13 protein-coding genes are annotated in these 17,134 nt (G+C 68.0%); all 13 read left to right on the top strand.

From position 1 onward, the window contains the following. The first annotated feature begins 30 nt into the window (after window positions 1-30). The 13 genes from H9658_RS07390 (at window position 31) to H9658_RS07450 (ending at window position 17,015) form a co-directional block, all read left to right on the top strand. Window positions 31-1,497, top strand: a complete 1,467-nt coding sequence (locus H9658_RS07390) for a S10 family peptidase (protein WP_318241206.1) — start codon at window positions 31-33, stop codon at window positions 1,495-1,497. 81 nt (window positions 1,498-1,578) lie between these two features. Then, window positions 1,579-3,825, top strand: a complete 2,247-nt coding sequence (locus H9658_RS07395) for a TonB-dependent receptor (protein WP_191824909.1) — start codon at window positions 1,579-1,581, stop codon at window positions 3,823-3,825. A 58-nt stretch (window positions 3,826-3,883) separates the two neighbouring features. Then, entirely contained in the window at window positions 3,884-5,368 is a 1,485-nt protein-coding gene (locus H9658_RS07400; RefSeq protein WP_191824910.1) for a S10 family serine carboxypeptidase-like protein, read from the top strand. After that, on the top strand, window positions 5,365-7,398 hold the full coding sequence (locus H9658_RS07405) for an amidohydrolase family protein (RefSeq protein WP_191824911.1): 2,034 nt from the start codon (window positions 5,365-5,367) through the stop codon (window positions 7,396-7,398). Before H9658_RS07400 ends, H9658_RS07405 begins: the two co-directional genes overlap by 4 nt. Continuing rightward, window positions 7,395-7,922: a RidA family protein gene (locus H9658_RS07410; protein WP_206229884.1), complete on the top strand. Its 528-nt coding sequence runs from the start codon at window positions 7,395-7,397 to the stop codon at window positions 7,920-7,922. The genes H9658_RS07405 and H9658_RS07410 overlap by 4 nt, the downstream gene beginning before the upstream one ends. A gap of 28 nt (window positions 7,923-7,950) precedes the next feature. Further along, the gene (locus H9658_RS07415; protein WP_191824912.1) at window positions 7,951-9,231 is read left to right on the top strand and encodes an aminotransferase class V-fold PLP-dependent enzyme; all 1,281 of its coding nucleotides are present in this window, start codon (window positions 7,951-7,953) and stop codon (window positions 9,229-9,231) included. Beyond that, window positions 9,228-9,671, top strand: coding sequence for a RidA family protein (locus H9658_RS07420; RefSeq protein WP_179570805.1), 444 nt, complete (start codon window positions 9,228-9,230; stop codon window positions 9,669-9,671). Before H9658_RS07415 ends, H9658_RS07420 begins: the two co-directional genes overlap by 4 nt. Next, the gene (locus H9658_RS07425; protein WP_191824913.1) at window positions 9,668-11,371 is read left to right on the top strand and encodes a M61 family metallopeptidase; all 1,704 of its coding nucleotides are present in this window, start codon (window positions 9,668-9,670) and stop codon (window positions 11,369-11,371) included. Before H9658_RS07420 ends, H9658_RS07425 begins: the two co-directional genes overlap by 4 nt. Window positions 11,372-11,396: 25 nt before the next feature. Next, window positions 11,397-13,136: a M61 family metallopeptidase gene (locus H9658_RS07430; RefSeq protein WP_191824914.1), complete on the top strand. Its 1,740-nt coding sequence runs from the start codon at window positions 11,397-11,399 to the stop codon at window positions 13,134-13,136. A gap of 186 nt (window positions 13,137-13,322) precedes the next feature. Next, complete coding sequence (locus H9658_RS07435; RefSeq protein WP_191824915.1) at window positions 13,323-14,048, top strand: hypothetical protein; 726 nt, start codon at window positions 13,323-13,325, stop codon at window positions 14,046-14,048. Between the two features lie 50 nt (window positions 14,049-14,098). Further along, on the top strand, window positions 14,099-14,287 hold the full coding sequence (locus tag H9658_RS07440) for a hypothetical protein (protein ID WP_191824916.1): 189 nt from the start codon (window positions 14,099-14,101) through the stop codon (window positions 14,285-14,287). Window positions 14,288-14,495: 208 nt separating this feature from the next. Further along, a complete protein-coding gene (locus H9658_RS07445) occupies window positions 14,496-14,999 on the top strand; it encodes a hypothetical protein (RefSeq protein ID WP_191824917.1) in 504 nt (167 codons plus the stop codon). Between the two features lie 33 nt (window positions 15,000-15,032). Next, complete coding sequence (locus tag H9658_RS07450; RefSeq protein ID WP_191824918.1) at window positions 15,033-17,015, top strand: XVIPCD domain-containing protein; 1,983 nt, start codon at window positions 15,033-15,035, stop codon at window positions 17,013-17,015. The last annotated feature ends 119 nt before the right edge of the window (window positions 17,016-17,134 follow it).

The following is a 17,134-nucleotide window of genomic DNA, read 5'->3' on the forward strand; positions in this document are numbered from 1 at the left end:
CGCCCCGGCCCTGTGCCGCCGAAGACCCGAGTGCTGCAGCCACTGCTGGCGTTGGCCCTGGCGATGGCCTTGCCTGCCGGCACCGCGCACGCCGCGGAGCCGGGCTTCGTCGATCCAACCACGCTGGGCCCGGTGTCGTTGCCCTCGCCGGTCACCACCCAGCACCACGGCGTGTTCAACGGCCAGCGCATCGCCTACGCCGCGACGGTGGAAACCTATGCCACTACCGACGCCGACGGGCGCCCGGCGGCACGCCTGGTCTCCACCGCCTACGTCGCCACGTCCGCCGCCAGCGCGCGGCCACTGCTCTTCGCCTTCAACGGCGGCCCGATCGCCGCCAGCACGCCGCTGCATTTCGGCCTGCTCGGCCCGCAGCGGCTGGCCGTGCCCGACGACCTGCAGGCCGACGCCGCCGGCTTCAAGCTGGTGGACAATCGCTATTCGCCGCTGGACGCGGCCGACATCGTCATCTTCGATCCGGCCAGCACCGGCTACAGCCGCGTCGCCGAGGGCGTGGCCCCAGCCAGCCAGTTCTCCACCCGCGCCGATGCGCGCCAGCTCGCGCAACTGGTCGCGGCATGGCTGGACCGGCACGGCCGGCGCGGCTCGCCGGTGTATCTGCTGGGCGAAAGCTACGGCACCTTGCGCGCGCCGGAAGCGGCCACGCAACTGCAGGCCGCCGGCATCGCGGTGGACGGCATCGTCCTGCTCGGCCAGGCCGCCAACATCCTCGAATACGCGCAGCGCCGCGACAACATCGTCAGCTACGCGGTGTCGCTGCCGACCCTGGCCGCGCTCGGCTGGTACCACGGCAAGGTCGAACGCAAGGGCCGCAGCCTGGCGCAGTTCGTCGATGAAGCCTCCGCCTACGGCCGCGAGCGCTACCTGAGCACCCTGTTCCTCGGCAACCGCGCCAGCGCGCAGCAGCGCGAGGAAGTGGCGCAGGCGCTGCAGGGCTTCACCGGCTTGTCGGCCGACGCCTGGCTCAAGGCCGATCTGAAACTGTCCAAGGTCGCCTACGCGCGCCAGCTGTTCCCGGGCCGCATCCTGGCGTCCAGCGATGGCCGTTACCTGCTCGATGCGCAGGGCAATTCCGGCAGCGTGCCCGACTACAACGCCGCCGCCGAGCGCTACTACCGGCAGGTGCTGAAGGTCCCCGCGCAGGCGGGCCACTACTCCACCGCGATGCCGACCTCCAGCGACTTCAACGCCTGGGACTGGGACGCGAACAAATCGCCGTTCGGCGACTACCCGTGGGTCGGGCAACTGCGCGAACTGCTGGTGGCCAATCCGACGTGCCGGTTGCTGGTCGGCAACGGCTACTACGACAGCCAGACCACGATCGGCGCAATGGATTATCTCGCCGCGCAGTCGGGGTTTCCGATGCAGCAGGTCCGCACCCGCTACTACGAGGGCGGACACATGATGTACACGGTCGAGCGCACCGCCGCCGGCCTCGCCGACGACATCCGCCAGATGGTCCGCCGCACCTGGTGACATGACATTCCGCAGTCCCCGCAGCACCCGTGGTTCGCGCTCCACCCATCCCGCCCACCGCCCGCCAGACGAGTCCCGCCCATGTCATCCGTAGCCCGCCGCAACCGTCTCTCCCAGTTCATTTCGCGCGCCCTGTGCTGCCCGGCCAGCGCGCTCCTGCTGCTGCCGTCCATCGCGCTCGCCCAACAGGACAACGGCGCCACCGCGGCCAAGCAGCTGGACACCATCACCGTGACCGCGCAGAAGCGCAGCGAGCGGCTGCAGGACGTGCCGATGTCGATCCAGGTGCTCAACACCGAGAAGATGAGCAGCGAAGGCAGCTACAAGCTGGCCGACTACTTCGCGCAGTTGCCCGGCCTGTCCTACATCCAGTCGCCGATGAGCAGCAACATCGTGCTGCGCGGCATCGCCACCGACTCCGGCCTCGGCAGCCGCCCGACCTCGGGCATCGTCATCGACGACGTGCCGTACGGGTCGGCGCTCAGCACCGGCGCCATCCCCGACCTGGACCCGTCCGACCTGCAGCAGATCGAAGTGCTGCGCGGCCCGCAGGGCACGCTGTACGGCGCCAGCAGCATGGGCGGCCTGATCAAGTACGTGATGACCGATCCGGACACCAGCGCGACCTTCGGCCGCGTCGAGGCCGGCGGCTCCACGGCCGCGCACGGCGGTTCCGGCTACAACGCGCGCACCTCGGTGAACCTGCCGTTCTCCGACCGCTTCGCGCTGCGGGTCAGCCTGTTCCAGCGCCAGGACCCGGCCTTCGTGCACAACACCAACAGCGACGACGAGAACGACAGCCAGGTGCGCGGCGGCCGCGTCTCGGCGCTGTGGAACGTCAGCGATACGGTGACCGTGCGTTCCTCGGCGCTGTTCCAGGACACCGAGACCGGCTCCAGCTCGGTGGTCGACACCGATCCCGACCTGCATCCGCTGTACGGCCAGTACAGCCACGACCGCATCAACGGCGGCGACACCTTCAAGGGCCAGGTGCGCTTCTACACCACCAAGGTCAGCTGGGATCTGGGCTGGGCGATGCTGGACAGCATCAGCGGCTACGCCCAGCACCGCAGCCGGGCCTACCAGGACGTGGGCTACACCACCATCGGCCGGCTCGCGCCGGTGTTCGCCGGCATCTTCGGCCTGGACAGCGACAACCCCAGTTCGCTGATCGACAACCGCTACAACACCGACCGCACCACCCAGGAAGTGCGCCTGGTCTCGCAGGGCGAGCATGCGCTGGACTGGCAGGTCGGCGCGTTCTACAGCGACGAGGAAGCCAAGAGCACGCAGAACTTCTACATCGCCGACAAGTCCAGCGGCACCATCTACCGCGACTTCCCGCTGCTGGTCTCGCTGGGCGACAGCACCTACCGCGAGAAGGCGGTGTACGCCGACGGCACCTACCACTTCACCCCGCAGTTCGACATCCAGGTCGGCGCCCGCTACGCGCGCAACAGCCTGCGCGAGAACAGCGACACCGGCGGCCTGCTGCAGGACCCCACCCAGAGCTTCGACAGCAACAAGGACAGCGCCACCACCTACCTGTTCTCGCCGCGCTACCGCTTCAACGACGCGCTGATGACCTACCTGCGCGTGGCCTCCGGCTACCGTGCCGGCGGCAGCAACGGCACCCTGGTGGCCAACGTCCCGTTCTCCTACGACTCCGACAGCCTGTGGAGCTACGAGCTGGGCCTGAAGACCCAGTTGCTGGACCACTCGCTGAGCCTGGACGCGGCGCTGTTCTACATCGACTGGAGCGACCTGCAGATCTCGCAGGTCGAGCCGACCCTGGGCAGCAGCTACACCACCAACGCCGGCAAGGCCACCAGCCAGGGCCTGGAACTGTCGGTCAACTGGGTGCCGTCGGCCGACTGGAAGGTCACCGCCAGCTACGCCTACACCGACGCCACCCTGGCACAGGACATCCCCGGCTACACCGAGGGGTCCTCCGCCTACGGCAAGGACGGCAACCGCCTGCCGTACTCGGCGCGCAACAGCGCCTCGGCCTCGCTCAAGCGCTATTTCCCGCTGGGCGGCAACCTGGAAGGCTTCGCCGGCGCGGACGTGGCCTACATGGGCGATCGCGACATGGAGTTCACCACCTCGGCCAGCATCCCGCGCATCCACCTGCCCAGCTACACCACCGTCGGCCTCAACGCCGGCGTACAGGGCCAGGCCTGGAGCGCCACGCTGTACGTGCGCAACCTCACCGACGAGGTCGGCTACATCAACGCCAACCGCCGCGGCTCGCTGGCCAGTTCGACGCTCGGCGCCACGCTGATCCAGCCGCGCACGGTCGGCCTGACCCTGGCCTGGGACTATTGATGCGCCTCGCCGGCCGCCGCACGGCGGCCGGCCCTTCCTCCTGTTGCGGAATTCCCCGATGAAATGGATCCACGGCCTGGCCCTGCTGCTGTGCACGGCGCTGCCGTTCGCCGCAGTCGCCGACGACGCGGCACCGCTGCCGCGACCGACCCTGCTGTCCAGCCCGCAGCAGGCCCGCCTCGGCGAGCAGCGGCTGCGCTATCGGGTCAGCTTCGACCAACTCGATTTCGCCGCCGCCGACGGCGCCCGCGCCGCCTCGATCAGCGCCATCGGCTATCTGGCCGAGCGCACCGATGCCGGTACGCGGCCGGTGCTGTTCGCCTTCAACGGCGGGCCTGGCGCATCGTCGGTATTGCAGGTCGAAGGCCTCGGCCCGCGGCTGCGCGTGCGCAACGGCAAACGGCAGACGCTGATCGCCAATCCGCACAGCATTCTCGATGCCGCCGACCTGGTGTTCATCGACCCGCCCGGCACCGGCTTCAGCCAGGCCCCGGCCGATGCCGCCGCACGCGCGCGCTACTGGTCCGACCACGGCGACGCCAAGGCCGTGGAGGCGATGATCCGCCACTGGCTGAAGACGCACGGGCGCGAACACGCGCCGCTGTACATCGCCGGCGAAAGCTACGGCGGCTACCGGCTCGCCCTGCTCGCCGCGGACATCGCCGACCTGCGTCCGGCCGGCGTGCTGCTGGTCTCGCCGCTGCTCGACGCCACCAGCGGCGACGACAGCCCCGGCAACGACCTGCGCGCGATGTTCGACCTGCCCTCGCTGATCGTCGCCGCCGCCGCCCACGGCAAGGGCGAACTGGCCGGGCAACCGGTCGCAAGCGTCTATGCGCAGGCACGTACGTTCGCGCTCGGCGACTACGCACAGGCCCTGTTGCAGGGCAGCGCCTTGCCCGCCGACGCACGCAGCCGCATCGCCGCGCGCCTGGCCGCGCTGCTGGGCCTGCCGGCGCAAGCGCTGCTGGCGGCCGACCTGCGTCCCGATGTCGAAACCTTCCGGCTCGGCGTGCTCGCCGCCGACGGCCGGCAGATCGGCCGGCTCGACAGCCGCATCGCCGCGCCGCTGCCGGCGCCGCACGCGGCCGACAACGGCCGGCCCTCGGCCGCCAACGATCCGGCGCTCGGCCTGGGCCGCAGCAACCAGATCACCTCCACGGTGATGGCCGACTACCTGCACGGCCTGTTCGGCACTGCGTTGCCGCGCGACTACGTCAGCCTGGACATCGACATCGCCATGGCCTGGCGCTTCGCCGCCGACGATGGCGCCGGCCCGCGCCCGTTCGGCAGCGCGCTGCGCTTCAATCCCACCCCGAACCTGGCGCGCCTCGCGCAGGCCAACCCCGGCTTCCATGTGCTCGCGCTCAACGGCTATTACGACCTGGCCGTGCCCGCGCTCGGCCCCTGGTACGCGCTGCACCACAGCGCCCTGGATCCGGCGCGCATCGATTTCCGCCTGCTGCCCGGCGGCCATGCGGTGTTCGCGGAAGACGCATTGCGCCCGCAGTTGCACAGCCTGCTGAAGGACTTCCTGCAATGACCCGCACGCTGCCGCTGTCCGCCGCCCTCGCCCTCGCCTGCACGTTCGCCGGCCACGCCGCGAGCGCCGCCACCGCGCCGCAATCGCTGGTGCTGATCGCCAACGGCGAGAACGTCGGCTACCTGAAGGCCACGGCCGACGGCGACACCTACGAAGTCGATTACCACGTCGACAACAACGGCCGCGGCCCCAAGCACCACGAGACGATCGTGCTCGGCGAGCACGCGCTGCCGCTGGCCTGGTCGGTCGCCGGCACCTCGCTGATGGGCGGCCAGGTCGCCGAGCGCTACCAATGGCGCGACGGCGTCGCCGAATGGAGCAGCCAGGCCGACAGCGGCCGCCGGCCGCAGCCGCGACCGGCGCTGTACATCACCAACGACAGCAGTCCGTGGGCGATGTGGACCTACGCCAAGGCCTTGCTGGCCGCGCCCGAGCATGCCCTGGACGTGCTGCCCAGCGGCCGCATGCAACTGGAACTGGTCGGCACGCTGGCGCTGCAAGGCCAGGCCGGGGCGCCGCCGCTGCAGGCGCGACTGCTGCGGCTGTCCGGCCTGGACCTGGAACCGCACTACCTCGCCGTCGATGCCGACGACGCCCTGCTGGCCGACATCGACGACGACGCCGTGGCGATCCGCGACGGCTACCAGGCGCAGGTGGCGACCATCGCCGATGCGGTGAAGGCGCAGCAGTTCGCGCATGCGCAGGCATTGCAGCGCCAACTCGCGCATCCGCTGACGCGCGGCCTGTGGCTGCGCAACGTGCATGTGTTCGATCCGGTCAACGGACTGCGCAGCGACGCGGTGAACCTGCATGTCGCCGACGGACACATCGTCTCGATGGACGCGCGCTGGCAGCCGGCGCCCGGCGACAGCGTCTACGACGGCAACGGCGGCACGGTGATCCCGGGCCTGCACGACATGCATTCGCACAGCACCCTGTCCTCCGGACTGTGGTACCTGGCCGCGGGCGTCACCAACACCCGCGACATGGGCAACGACAACACCTTCCTGCTCGACCTGACCGCGCGCATCGAACGCGGCGAGATCGCCGGCCCGCGCATCGTGCGCAATGGCTTCCTGGAAGGCCGCAGCGCGTATTCGGCGCGCAACGGCTTCGTCGTCGATACGCTGGGCGACGCGCTGAAAGACGTCGCCTGGTACAAGGCCCACGGCTACTGGCAGATCAAGCTCTACAACTCGATGAACCCGGCGTGGGTGGCGCCGATCGCCGAACGCGCGCATGCGCTGGGCATGGGCGTCACCGGGCACATCCCGGCCTTCACCAACGCCGACGCGATGATCGCCGCCGGCTACGACGAGATCACCCACATCAACCAGTTGATGCTGGGCTGGGTGCTCTCTCCCGAGGAAGACACGCGCACGCCGCTGCGGCTGACCGCGATGAAGCGCGTGGCCGCGCTCGACCTCGACGCGCCGAACGTGCGCCATACGCTGGAATTGATGCGCCAGCGCGACATCGCCCTGGACACCACCGACGTGATCCTGGAGCGGCTGATGCTCAGCCGCGCCGGCAGCGTGCTGCCCGCCGATGCGCCGTACCTGTCGCACATGCCGATCGCCTACCAGCGCTACCGCCAACGCACCTTCGTGCCCGACCTCGACGCGCAGACCGATGCGCACTACCGGCAGGCGCTGGACAAGACCCTGCAACTGATCGGCCGCCTGCACCGCCAGGGCACCGTGCTGCTGCCCGGCACCGACGACACCACCGGTTTCACCGTGCACCGCGAACTGGAGCTGTACGTGGCCGCCGGGCTGACCCCGCAGCAGGCGCTGCGCGCCGGCACCTGGCAGAGCGAGCAGCATTTCGGCCGCACCGACCGGCTCGGCAGCGTGCATCCGGGCAAGCAGGCCGACTTCGTGCTGCTGCCCGGCGATCCGACCACCGACATCGCCGCGATCCGCCAGCCCGCGCTGGTGGTGAAGGACCAGTCCCTGTACCTGCCCGCCGAGATCTACCGCGCCCTGGGCGTGGCCCCGTTCGCGCCGGCCCCAAAGAAACTTCAATGAGCCCGATCCCCCATCCCATGCAGACCCCGCACGTCCCTCCCTCCGACACCGTGAGCGCGCGCCTGCGTGCGCTCGGCATGACCCTGCCGCCGCCGCTGCGCGTGCCCGACGGGGTGATCCTGCCGTTCGCGCCGGTGCACGTGATCGGCACCCGCGTGCTGATCTCCGGCCACGGCCCGCAACACGCCGACGGCAGCATGGCCGGCGGCGTCGGCCGCGTCGGCGACGAGTTGGACGAAGCCCAGGGCTATGCCGCCGCGCGCGCCACCGCCCTGTCGATGCTGGCCAGCCTGGAACGCAGCCTGGGCAGCCTGGAGCGGATCAAGCGCTGGGTGCGCGTGTTCGGCATGGTCCGCTGCGCGCCTGGCTTCCAGCGCCTGCCGAACGTGATCAACGGCTGCTCGGATTTGCTGCTGGCGCTGTGGGGGCCGGAACTGGGCCAACATGCACGCAGCGCGGTCGGCATGGCCGAGCTTCCGTTCGGCATCCCGGTCGAGATCGAAGCCGAAGCCGAACTGCATTGAACTGACCCTCGCCTGCCGGAACGCCACCATGGACACGCGCTCGCCCCGTTTCGATCCCACCCGCCGGCACTTGCTGGCGGCCGCCGGCGCGCTGCCGCTGTCCGCCGCGCTGTCCGGCCTCGCCGGCAATGTCGCCGCGGCCACAACAGCCACTGCGTCCACGCCCGCACGCGGCCTGCAAGGCCTCAACCAGGCCTTCGAGATCGCCGGCTGCTATCTCAACGGCGCCTACATGCATCCGGTCAGCCGTGCCGCCGCGCAGGCGCAGCGCGGCTTCCTCGATGCGCGGCTGATGAACGCCGGAGCCGACAAGGTCGACATGGGCGGCGACCGCGAGCGCGCGATGGCCGCGCTGGGCAGGCTGCTGCATGCGGACCGCGACGAACTGGCGTGGATTCCCAGCACCATGTTCGGCGAGAACCTGGTGTTGAACGGGCTGGGCATCCCCCACAGCCGCCAGCGCGTGGTCACCGACGCCTACCATTTCAACGGCTCGCTGTTCATGTACATGGAACTGGCCAAGCGCGGCCTCGACGTGCAGGTGGTGCGCCCGCACGACAACCGCATCCGCCTGGAGGATCTGGACAAGGCGATCACCCCGGGCACGCGCCTGGTCGCGCTGACCCTGGTGTCCAGCGTCAACGGCTTCCAGCACGACCTCAAGGCGGTCTGCGACCTCGCCCACAGCCGCGGCGCGCTGGTCTACGCCGACCTGATCCAGGCCGCCGGCAACACCCCGATCGACCTGCACGGCAGCGGCGTGGATTTCGCCGCCAGCTCCACCTACAAATGGCTGATGGGCGACTTCGGCCTGGGCGTGATGTATGCGCGCCGCGCCAGCCAGGACGCGCTGCGGCAGATGGTATGGGGCTACCGCCAGGAAGGCGAAACGGTCTCGCACATCCTGCCGTTCGACCCGCCCGGCGAGCCGCCGCTGGAGACGCAGGCGATCGGCGGCCTGGCCGGCAAGATCGAGGTCGGCACGCTCAACAATTCCGCCGCCGCCGCGCTGGCGACGTCGCTGGAACTGATCGAGCGCATCGGCGTGGACGCGATCCAGAAATGGCGGCAACCGCTGCTGGCGCGCCTGCACGCCGCGATCCCGCGGCTCGGCTTCGACGCGATGACCCCGCCCGATTCCAGCTCCGCGCTGGTGTCCTTCGCCCAGCGCGACGTCGGCAAGCGATTGGCGCCGAAGCTGAAGGCCGCCGGCGTCGAAGTCACCCTCTACCGCAACTATTTCCGAGTGTCGCCGTCGTTCTACAACGGCAGCGACGATGTCGAACGCCTGATCGAGGCCCTGTCATGAAGCGACTCCCATTGCTATTGCTGTGCACGCTGCTGCCATGGACCGCACAGGCCGCGCCTGCAGCGTTGCACCACTACGGCACCGCGCCCGGCGCGCCGTTCTCGGCCGCGGTGCGTGCCGGCGACACGCTCTACGTCTCCGGCCAGATCGGCAGCGCCGCGCCGGGCGGATTGCCCGAGGATTTCAGCGCCCAGGCCAACAACGCGCTGGACAACGTCGCCAGCGCCCTGGCCCTGGCCGGCGCCGGCATGGACGACGTCGCCAAGTGCACGGTGATGCTGACCGACATGGCGCAATGGCCCGCGTTCAACGCCCTGTACGTGCGCCGTTTCAAACCCGGCCACCTGCCTGCACGCAGCGCCATCGGCGCCAACGCCCTGGCGCTGGGCGCCAAGGTGGAAATCGAATGCATCGCCTACCTGCCCCAGGCCACACCATGACCGCACGCACCTTCCGCTGGCTCCCCCTCGTCCTGCTCCTGGCGCCGGCCTGCGCCGCGCTCGCCGCCGAACCGCCGACAGCCCCGGTCCCGCTGGACGTGGTGCTCACGCCCAAGGCCGACGCCGGCCGGATCGGCGCGCTGCAGGTGCACCTGCACCTGCCCGCGCCCAAGGTCGCCGCAGGCGCGCCGCTGCTGCGCATGCCGGTGGAACTGGTGTCCACGCCGACCGCCGCCTACAGCGCCGAACAGATCCAGGTGCGCGACGCGCGCGGCGCCCTGCCGCTGCGCGCCGTCGACGAAGCGCCCGACCCGTCCGGCAAGTACCGCAACTACCTCGCCACCCGCGCCAGCGTCGGCGATGTCGACGTGGACTACGCCACGCCGCCGCGCGCCGTCGATGCCGACACCCGCAACGGCCCGCTGTTCGACCTGCGCGCGCAGGACGGCGGCCTGATGGGCGCCGGCGTCTACTTCATGGCGCTGCCGCCGGGCGAGGCGCCGCGCCGGATCCATCTGCGCTGGGACCTGAGCGCGCTGCCGGCCGGTGCGCGCGGCGTGTGGAGCGTCGGCGAAGGCGAGCAGCGCACCACCGCGCCGACCGACCTGCTGCGCTTCTCCTACTACGCCGTCGGCGCGATGCACCGGGTGCCGGAAAACGACGACGACGTCTTCCATTTCTACTGGATGGACACCCCGCCGTTCGACGCGCAACTGCTGGCCAAGCAGACCGGGCAGCTGTACCGCTACATGGCGCGCTTCTTCGGCGACGACGGCTCGGACTATCGCGCCTTCGCCCGCCGCAATCCGTATCCAGCGGGCGGCGGCACCGGCCTGGCGCACTCTTTCATGTTCGGCTACGGGCCGCAGGGCCAGACCATCGCCGAGGGCCCGCAGGCGCTGCTGGCGCACGAGATGGCCCACACCTGGCCCAAGCTCGACGGCGAAGAGCACGCGCTCACCGCCTGGTACACCGAAGGCACCGCCGAGTTCTACTCGCTGCTGCTGTCGCTGCGCGCCGGCGTGTACGACAAGGACGCCTTCCTGCAGGCGATCAACCACCGCGCCGACGGCTACTACGACAACCCGTTCCGCGCGCTCGACAACAGCGCCGCCGGCGAACGTTTCTGGAAGGACGCGCGCGCCCAGCGCGTGCCGTACGGCCGCGGCTTCATGTACCTGGTGAGCGTCGATGCGCAGTTGCGCCAGCACGGCCGGCAGGCGCATTCGGTGGACGACCTGGTGCTGGAAGTGCTGAAGCGCCAGCGCGCCGGCGAGACCATCGGCGTACCCGAATGGCGCGCGATGGTGGTGCGCGAACTCGGCGCCGGCGCCGGCAGCGAGTTCGACGCGATGGTCGCCGGCAAGCTGATCGTGCCGCCCGCGCCGGCGTACGGCTGCTACCGCGTGGTGCCGGCGCCGCACCAGCCGTTCGAACTCGGTTTCGATCGCATGCGCATGGGCGTGGTCAAGAACCTGCTGCCCGAGTCTGCCGCCGCCCGTGCCGGGGTGCAGGAAAACGACCGCATCGTCGAGTACACCCCGCTGGAACAGGCGATGGCCGACGAGCACACGCACATGCAACTGAAACTGGAGCGCGACGGCAAGCCGGTGCAGATCGACTACCTGCCGCGCAGCGCGCGCATGGACGCCTGGCGCTTCGCCGTCGATCCGGCGCTGGCCGCCCGCTGTTCGCCCTGATCCCCACCTGCCGCGACCCTTGCCGATGAAGATGCCACGCCAACGCTGCCTGTTCCTCGCCCTCGCCGCGGCCGCGTCTCCGGCCCTGGCCGCGACCGATGCGTCGTACGCGATCACCATCCATGCGCAGGCGGACGCCGCCGGCAGCAGGATCGAGGCGCTACTGGTGAACGAAGCCATCCCGCTGCCGGCCACGCCGGCCGGCACCACCGTGCTGGCGATGCCGCACGTGACCAGCAACGTACCCACCATCGCCGCCAGCGTCGGCGAACTGGCCGCGCGCGACGACCGCGGCGCCGTGCAACTGCGCTATCGCGACCAAGGCGAAGGCACGGCCCAGCAGCGCGAGTGGTACGCCGACCGCGCTGTCGCCGGCACCCTGCGCTTTTCCTATCGCGCGGCGATGACCGAAGCGCTGGCCGCACGCGGCGCCGCGCCGCCGATCGAACTGCGCAGCGAGGAAGGCGCCTTCTCCGGCGCCGGCGCCACCTTCCTGTTGCATCCGACCAGCGGCCGGCACGACATCGAGCTGCGCTGGGACCTGTCCGCGCTGGGCGCCGGCGCGCATGCCGTGAGCAGCCTGCAGGACCGCAACGCCAGCGACGTGGACATGGAAGCACTGGACAGCAGCTACTTCATGGCCGGCAAGATCGGCCTGTACCCGCAGGCGCCCGACGCCACCGGCTTCTTCTCCGCCTGGCAGGGCAACACCCCGTTCGACGCGCAAAAACTGCTGGCATGGACCCAACAACTGCGCCAGCACTACCAGGCCTTCTTCGCCGTGCCGGCCACGCCCTACGGCGTGTTCCTGCGCCGCAACCGGGTCAACCCCGGCGGCGGCATGGGCATGTACAACTCCTTCATCGTCACCTACGACGACGACCGCGGCAACGACCCGGAACAGCTGGAACTGACCCTCGCCCACGAGATGTTCCACACCTTCCAGCCGCACATGAGTTCGCAATACGACGGCGAGACGCTTGCCGATGCCTGGTTCAACGAAGGCACGGCGGTGTTCTACCAGGCGCGGTTACCGTTCCGCTACGGCATGATCGACGCCGACGCGTTCCTCAAGGACCTCAACTACACCGCCGCCCGCTACTACACCAACCTCCTCGGCAACGCCCCCAACAGCGAAGTGTCCACGAAGTTCTGGCAGGACACCCGCATCCGCACCCTGCCCTACGACCGCGGCTTCCTGTATTTCGTCACCGTGGACGACGCGATGCGCAAGACCAGCGGCGGCGGCAAATCGCTGGACGACCTGATCCTGGCGATGCTGCACCGCCGACAAGGCGACAAGCCGCTCGGCATCGCCGACTGGGAAGCGCTGCTGCGCGACAACCTCGGCGAAGACGCGGTCCGCCAACTGCACGCCATGCTCGACGGCGCCGCACCGCTACCGGCCAGCGACGCCTTCGGCCCCTGCTTCGAACGCATCTCCCAGCCCATGCGCCGCTACGAACTCGGCTTCGCCCCCGCGGCGCTGACCGAATCCCCGCGCATCGTCCGCGACCTGATCCCCGGCTCGGCCGCTGCCAAGGCGGGCGTGCGCAACGGCGACGAGATCACCCGCCCGGTTGGCCAGGACCAGTTGCAGGGGGAGCAGGATGGCGTCCTCACCCTGCAGCTGCAGCGCGACGGCAAGCCGCTGACGATCGCCTACAAACCGCGCGGGGAGACCGTGGCGACGTGGCAGTGGCGGCGCAAGCAGGGCAGCGCGCAGACCGCCTGCTCGCTGCCCGCCACCGCGCCTGCGCCATAATCGATCGACGCCTGCCCGTGGCGTGCGCCTGACACGGTTTCGCCTCCGGAGTGAGCGGGACAGGCTTCACGCAGGCACTGATCGCGGGTCTGCTAGCCTCGGCCCCGAGCCGCCTGCGGGCGCAGCGTTGAGGCCATCCCGCGCATCGGCGGGGCCCAGCAGGCAAGCGAACGACAGGAGCGCGCGATGGACTTCCTGAAGATCCTCAAGTCCTTCGAAGACTTCGTCTACGAAGCGCTGACCTGGCTGATCCTGCTGCCGCAGACCCTGCTGCGCATCGTGTTCAGCCCGCGCCGCATGGCCACCTACGCCGAGCGCGAACTGGCCTCGGCCGACGACGAACAGCGCTTCGGCGACTCGATCAGCCCGCCCCTGCTGCTGATCCTGTGCATCCTCATCGCCCACCTGGTCGACCTGGAAATCCGGGCGCAGACGCCGGCCGATTCCGGATCCCTGGCGAGCGCGTTGCTGGCCTCCGAGCAGAACCTCCTGCTCTACCGGACCATCGCCTTCGGCGTCTGGTCCCTCGCCGGCGCGGCCTGTTACCTGATCGGCGAACGCATCCCGATCAACCGCCAGACCCTGCGCGGCCCGTTCTACGAACAGTGCTACCTGGTCGCACCGTTCGCCCTGGTGGTATCCATCGGCGGCTCGATGCTCCTGATCGGCACCGACGCCGAATTGCCCGGCGCCTGCATGATCCTGGTGGCAGCGCTATGGTTCTGGTGCGTGCAGATCGTCTGGTTCCGCCACCGGATGCGGATCGCCCTGTGGCGCAGCGCGGTTGCCGCGACCATCACCTTGCTGATCGGTGCGGGAATCAACTTGGGTGTGGGGCATGCGTTGTCGCATGTGCAGACCGGGAAGGAAGCGCCGGCGGCCGAGGCTGATGCCAAGACAAAGGCTGGTTAGCCTACTCCTGCAGCAACTCGACAAAGCCGCTCGGCATCGCCAGCCGGGAAGTGCTGCTGTGCGACAACCTCAGCGAAGACGCGGTCCGCCAACTGCACGCCATGCTCGATGGCAAGGCATCGCTACCGGACAGGGATGCCTTCCCCTGCTTCGAATGCATCTCGGAACCCATGCGCAGGTACGAATTCGGCTTCGCGGCCATTGTGCTGACCGAATCCCCCGCATCGTCCGCGACCTGATACCCGACTCTGCGACCGAAGGTCTTGGAGTCTCCCAAAACCCCAGAGCGGTCCATTTTTGCGGTTCAGGTCACCAATTGAGATGTTCTCTGACGCCACAGTAGGAAAATTCCTAGCCTGGAAAAGTAGGACCAGAATCCACCTTTGGCTAGACTGCCGGTCGTATGACAAAGGGCGGGAAAACCACATGGCAATCCGAAGATCCGCGGTGAGCGCGCTGGCGAGCTTTCTACTAGTCTCTTGCGCCGGCTTGGCTGCTTGCACGTCCAGCCCACCCGCGCAAGCTGCAAAAGCCGATTTCGATGGCGCATGGTCGGTGAAGTGGTGCGATCAATCAAAACCTGACACAGATTGCGGAGGTTTCAACCTTGATCTTGTCCAAGACGGAAGCCGACTGTGCGGTAGCTATGACAGCGCCCGCGCCGGACTGTCCCAGATCGACGAGGGCGGAAGAGTCTCAGGCTCTGCCAATGGCAAGAGCGCAGTTCTAACGGTGGAAAGCGAGCGTAGCGGTGGGAAGTACGTCGCCAAAGCAGTGTTCGATGGTAACCAGATCCATTGGAAGCTGGGAGAAACCATCCGAGAGGCTGACCGGGACATCGACATCATTGCGATTGACGAGAAGCTTGATCGAAGACCCCTTCAGGGCGACCTGGCCTTGAAACACACGCAGACCGCAGCGGACTGCCAAGCTCAGTGGGGCAAAAAGTAGGGAAACATTGAAAGCTTCGTAATAGGAGGTCACATGGACTACCGCGAGCTGACCGAACAGGAATACTACGACCGCCTTCGCATCGTGGTGGCTGGTGCCGAAGGACTCCACGCGCGCTCCCAAAACGTGGGCGACGGCATGGCCACCATCGGCTATGGATATACGTTCAATCGGGGCAACAACGCCGACATCTGGCAAGGCTCAGGCATACAGCTGACGCCTCAGGAAGTCGCGACCCTGGAAGCCATTGACGCTGCGCCGGCTGCTGACCGAACACGCCTTGGACTTACCTTCCCTCGTGAACTTACCGCAGCAGAATCGGAGCAATTACTGCGGACTTCCATGCGCGAATACGAAGGCCCCGCAAATTCTCTGAATATGCCGCTTTCCGAAGAGCGCGTTGCCATGGTCTCACTGACCTACAACCGCGGTGCCGGAGCACTGATGGGCAACGCGGCCACGGGCATCCCGGAACACCCAATCATGGATGCCATTCGGGATGGGAACAGGGCCGAAGCTTGGTTCCAGATGCGATACAACTGCTGGGGCTCTGCCGATGCGCAGTTCGAGGGTGGCCTGCGCAAGCGACGCTTCGCCGAGGCACAGGTCTTCGGTCTCTATGACGATCCGAACAACGTGTCGCCAAATGAGGCGCGCAGCGTTGCTCAGATGTATGGCCTGCATCGGGATGAGATCGACAAGGTGGAACGAGCCCATGGCGTATCGATCGACGGCGATCAAGCCAGGCGGAATCGAATCGCGGAGGCGAACCGAGACTACCCTGCCCTCGTCCGCGAGTATGGAAGTGTCCAAACCATTGCGGATTCACTGGAACAGACCCGTCAGACTCTGTTGAGGCAGGCCCGCGAGGAAAACCCTGCTTTGGCGGATCGTCTCACACCAGAGAACTTCACTGCGGATCAGATCCATCTTGATCCGAATCGAGACTTGCGGGACGCCGCTAGCGTTGATCAAGACCTAGCGGCCATGCGTAACCAACGCAATGCGCCAAGGGCGGCGACGATCAACGCCGTCGGCCGAGAACAGCGCAACTCGACCACAGAGGATGTCGACCCGGACCATGCCGCAACTATCGATTCTCGACGGATGTCGCGCGGGCAGAATCCACAGGAGATTGCCAGCAACGACTTGCTGATGGGACAAGGTGGTAACGACACCCTGCGGGCGCATCGTGGCGACGACATCCTGATCGGTGGGCAGGGCCGCGACCGAATGGAAGGTGGCGAAGGCCACGACACCTACGTGATTGGAGCCGGTGACACCGTAATGGACAGCGACGGCATGGGCGAAGTGCGCTGGGGCGCGCAGAAACTGACGGGCGGCAGGCGATTGGAAACCGATCCCGCCAATACCTACCGCAGCGAAGATGGGCGCTTCATCTACACCCAGGAACACGACAACCTCTCGATCACCGACACGCAGGCCTCCGATCAAGCGCTAGGTGAACGGGCGGTCATCGAGAATTTCCAGAGCGGTCAGCTGGGGATCACCCTGAGCGGACCGGGCGGTGGCGACGCACACCCTCAGGCATCCCCGCAAAAACATAGCGGCGGGCCCGACCCGTCCGGCCCAAGGCCCGAAGATGCCGCGATGGTGGAGCAATTACGCTCATCTGTCGCCGGACTCGATGAAAAGGCCAACAAGCCTTGGAACGAGCTCAGTGACCGAATGGTCGCCAGCGCATACAAGATGGCAGTGGAGGCGGGATTCAAACCCGATGACAAAGTGGCAGTTGCGTTGAACTTGCCTACAGCGACGCAATCGGCAGGCGAAACCATGTTCGTCATGCGTTCCGGCCCTGGCGCCTCTCCCGATCCTTTTGCCAACCGCGCTCAAATGCCAACGAGCGAGGCGCTAGCAGCGTCGCAGGAGCAACAATACCTAGCCGCTAGTCAGACTCGGGATATGCAGGAGCAGACGCGTTTGCAAGAACTCGCGCAAGCACGTGATCGTGGTCAGGATGATCCAAGCAAGAGCGTGTCGAAGATGTCGTGAACGGACTTAGGCAATGCGAAAAATGGGGCACAACTCATCAACAGCCCCAACTCGCTTCCGACTCATCAATTCTTGAATCCCGACTGAAACAATACCCACAAAAAACCCCGACCAAGGCC

Source organism: Xanthomonas bonasiae, from assembly GCF_014836395.1.
In the GTDB taxonomy this organism is placed as follows: Bacteria; Pseudomonadota; Gammaproteobacteria; order Xanthomonadales; family Xanthomonadaceae; genus Xanthomonas_A; species Xanthomonas_A bonasiae.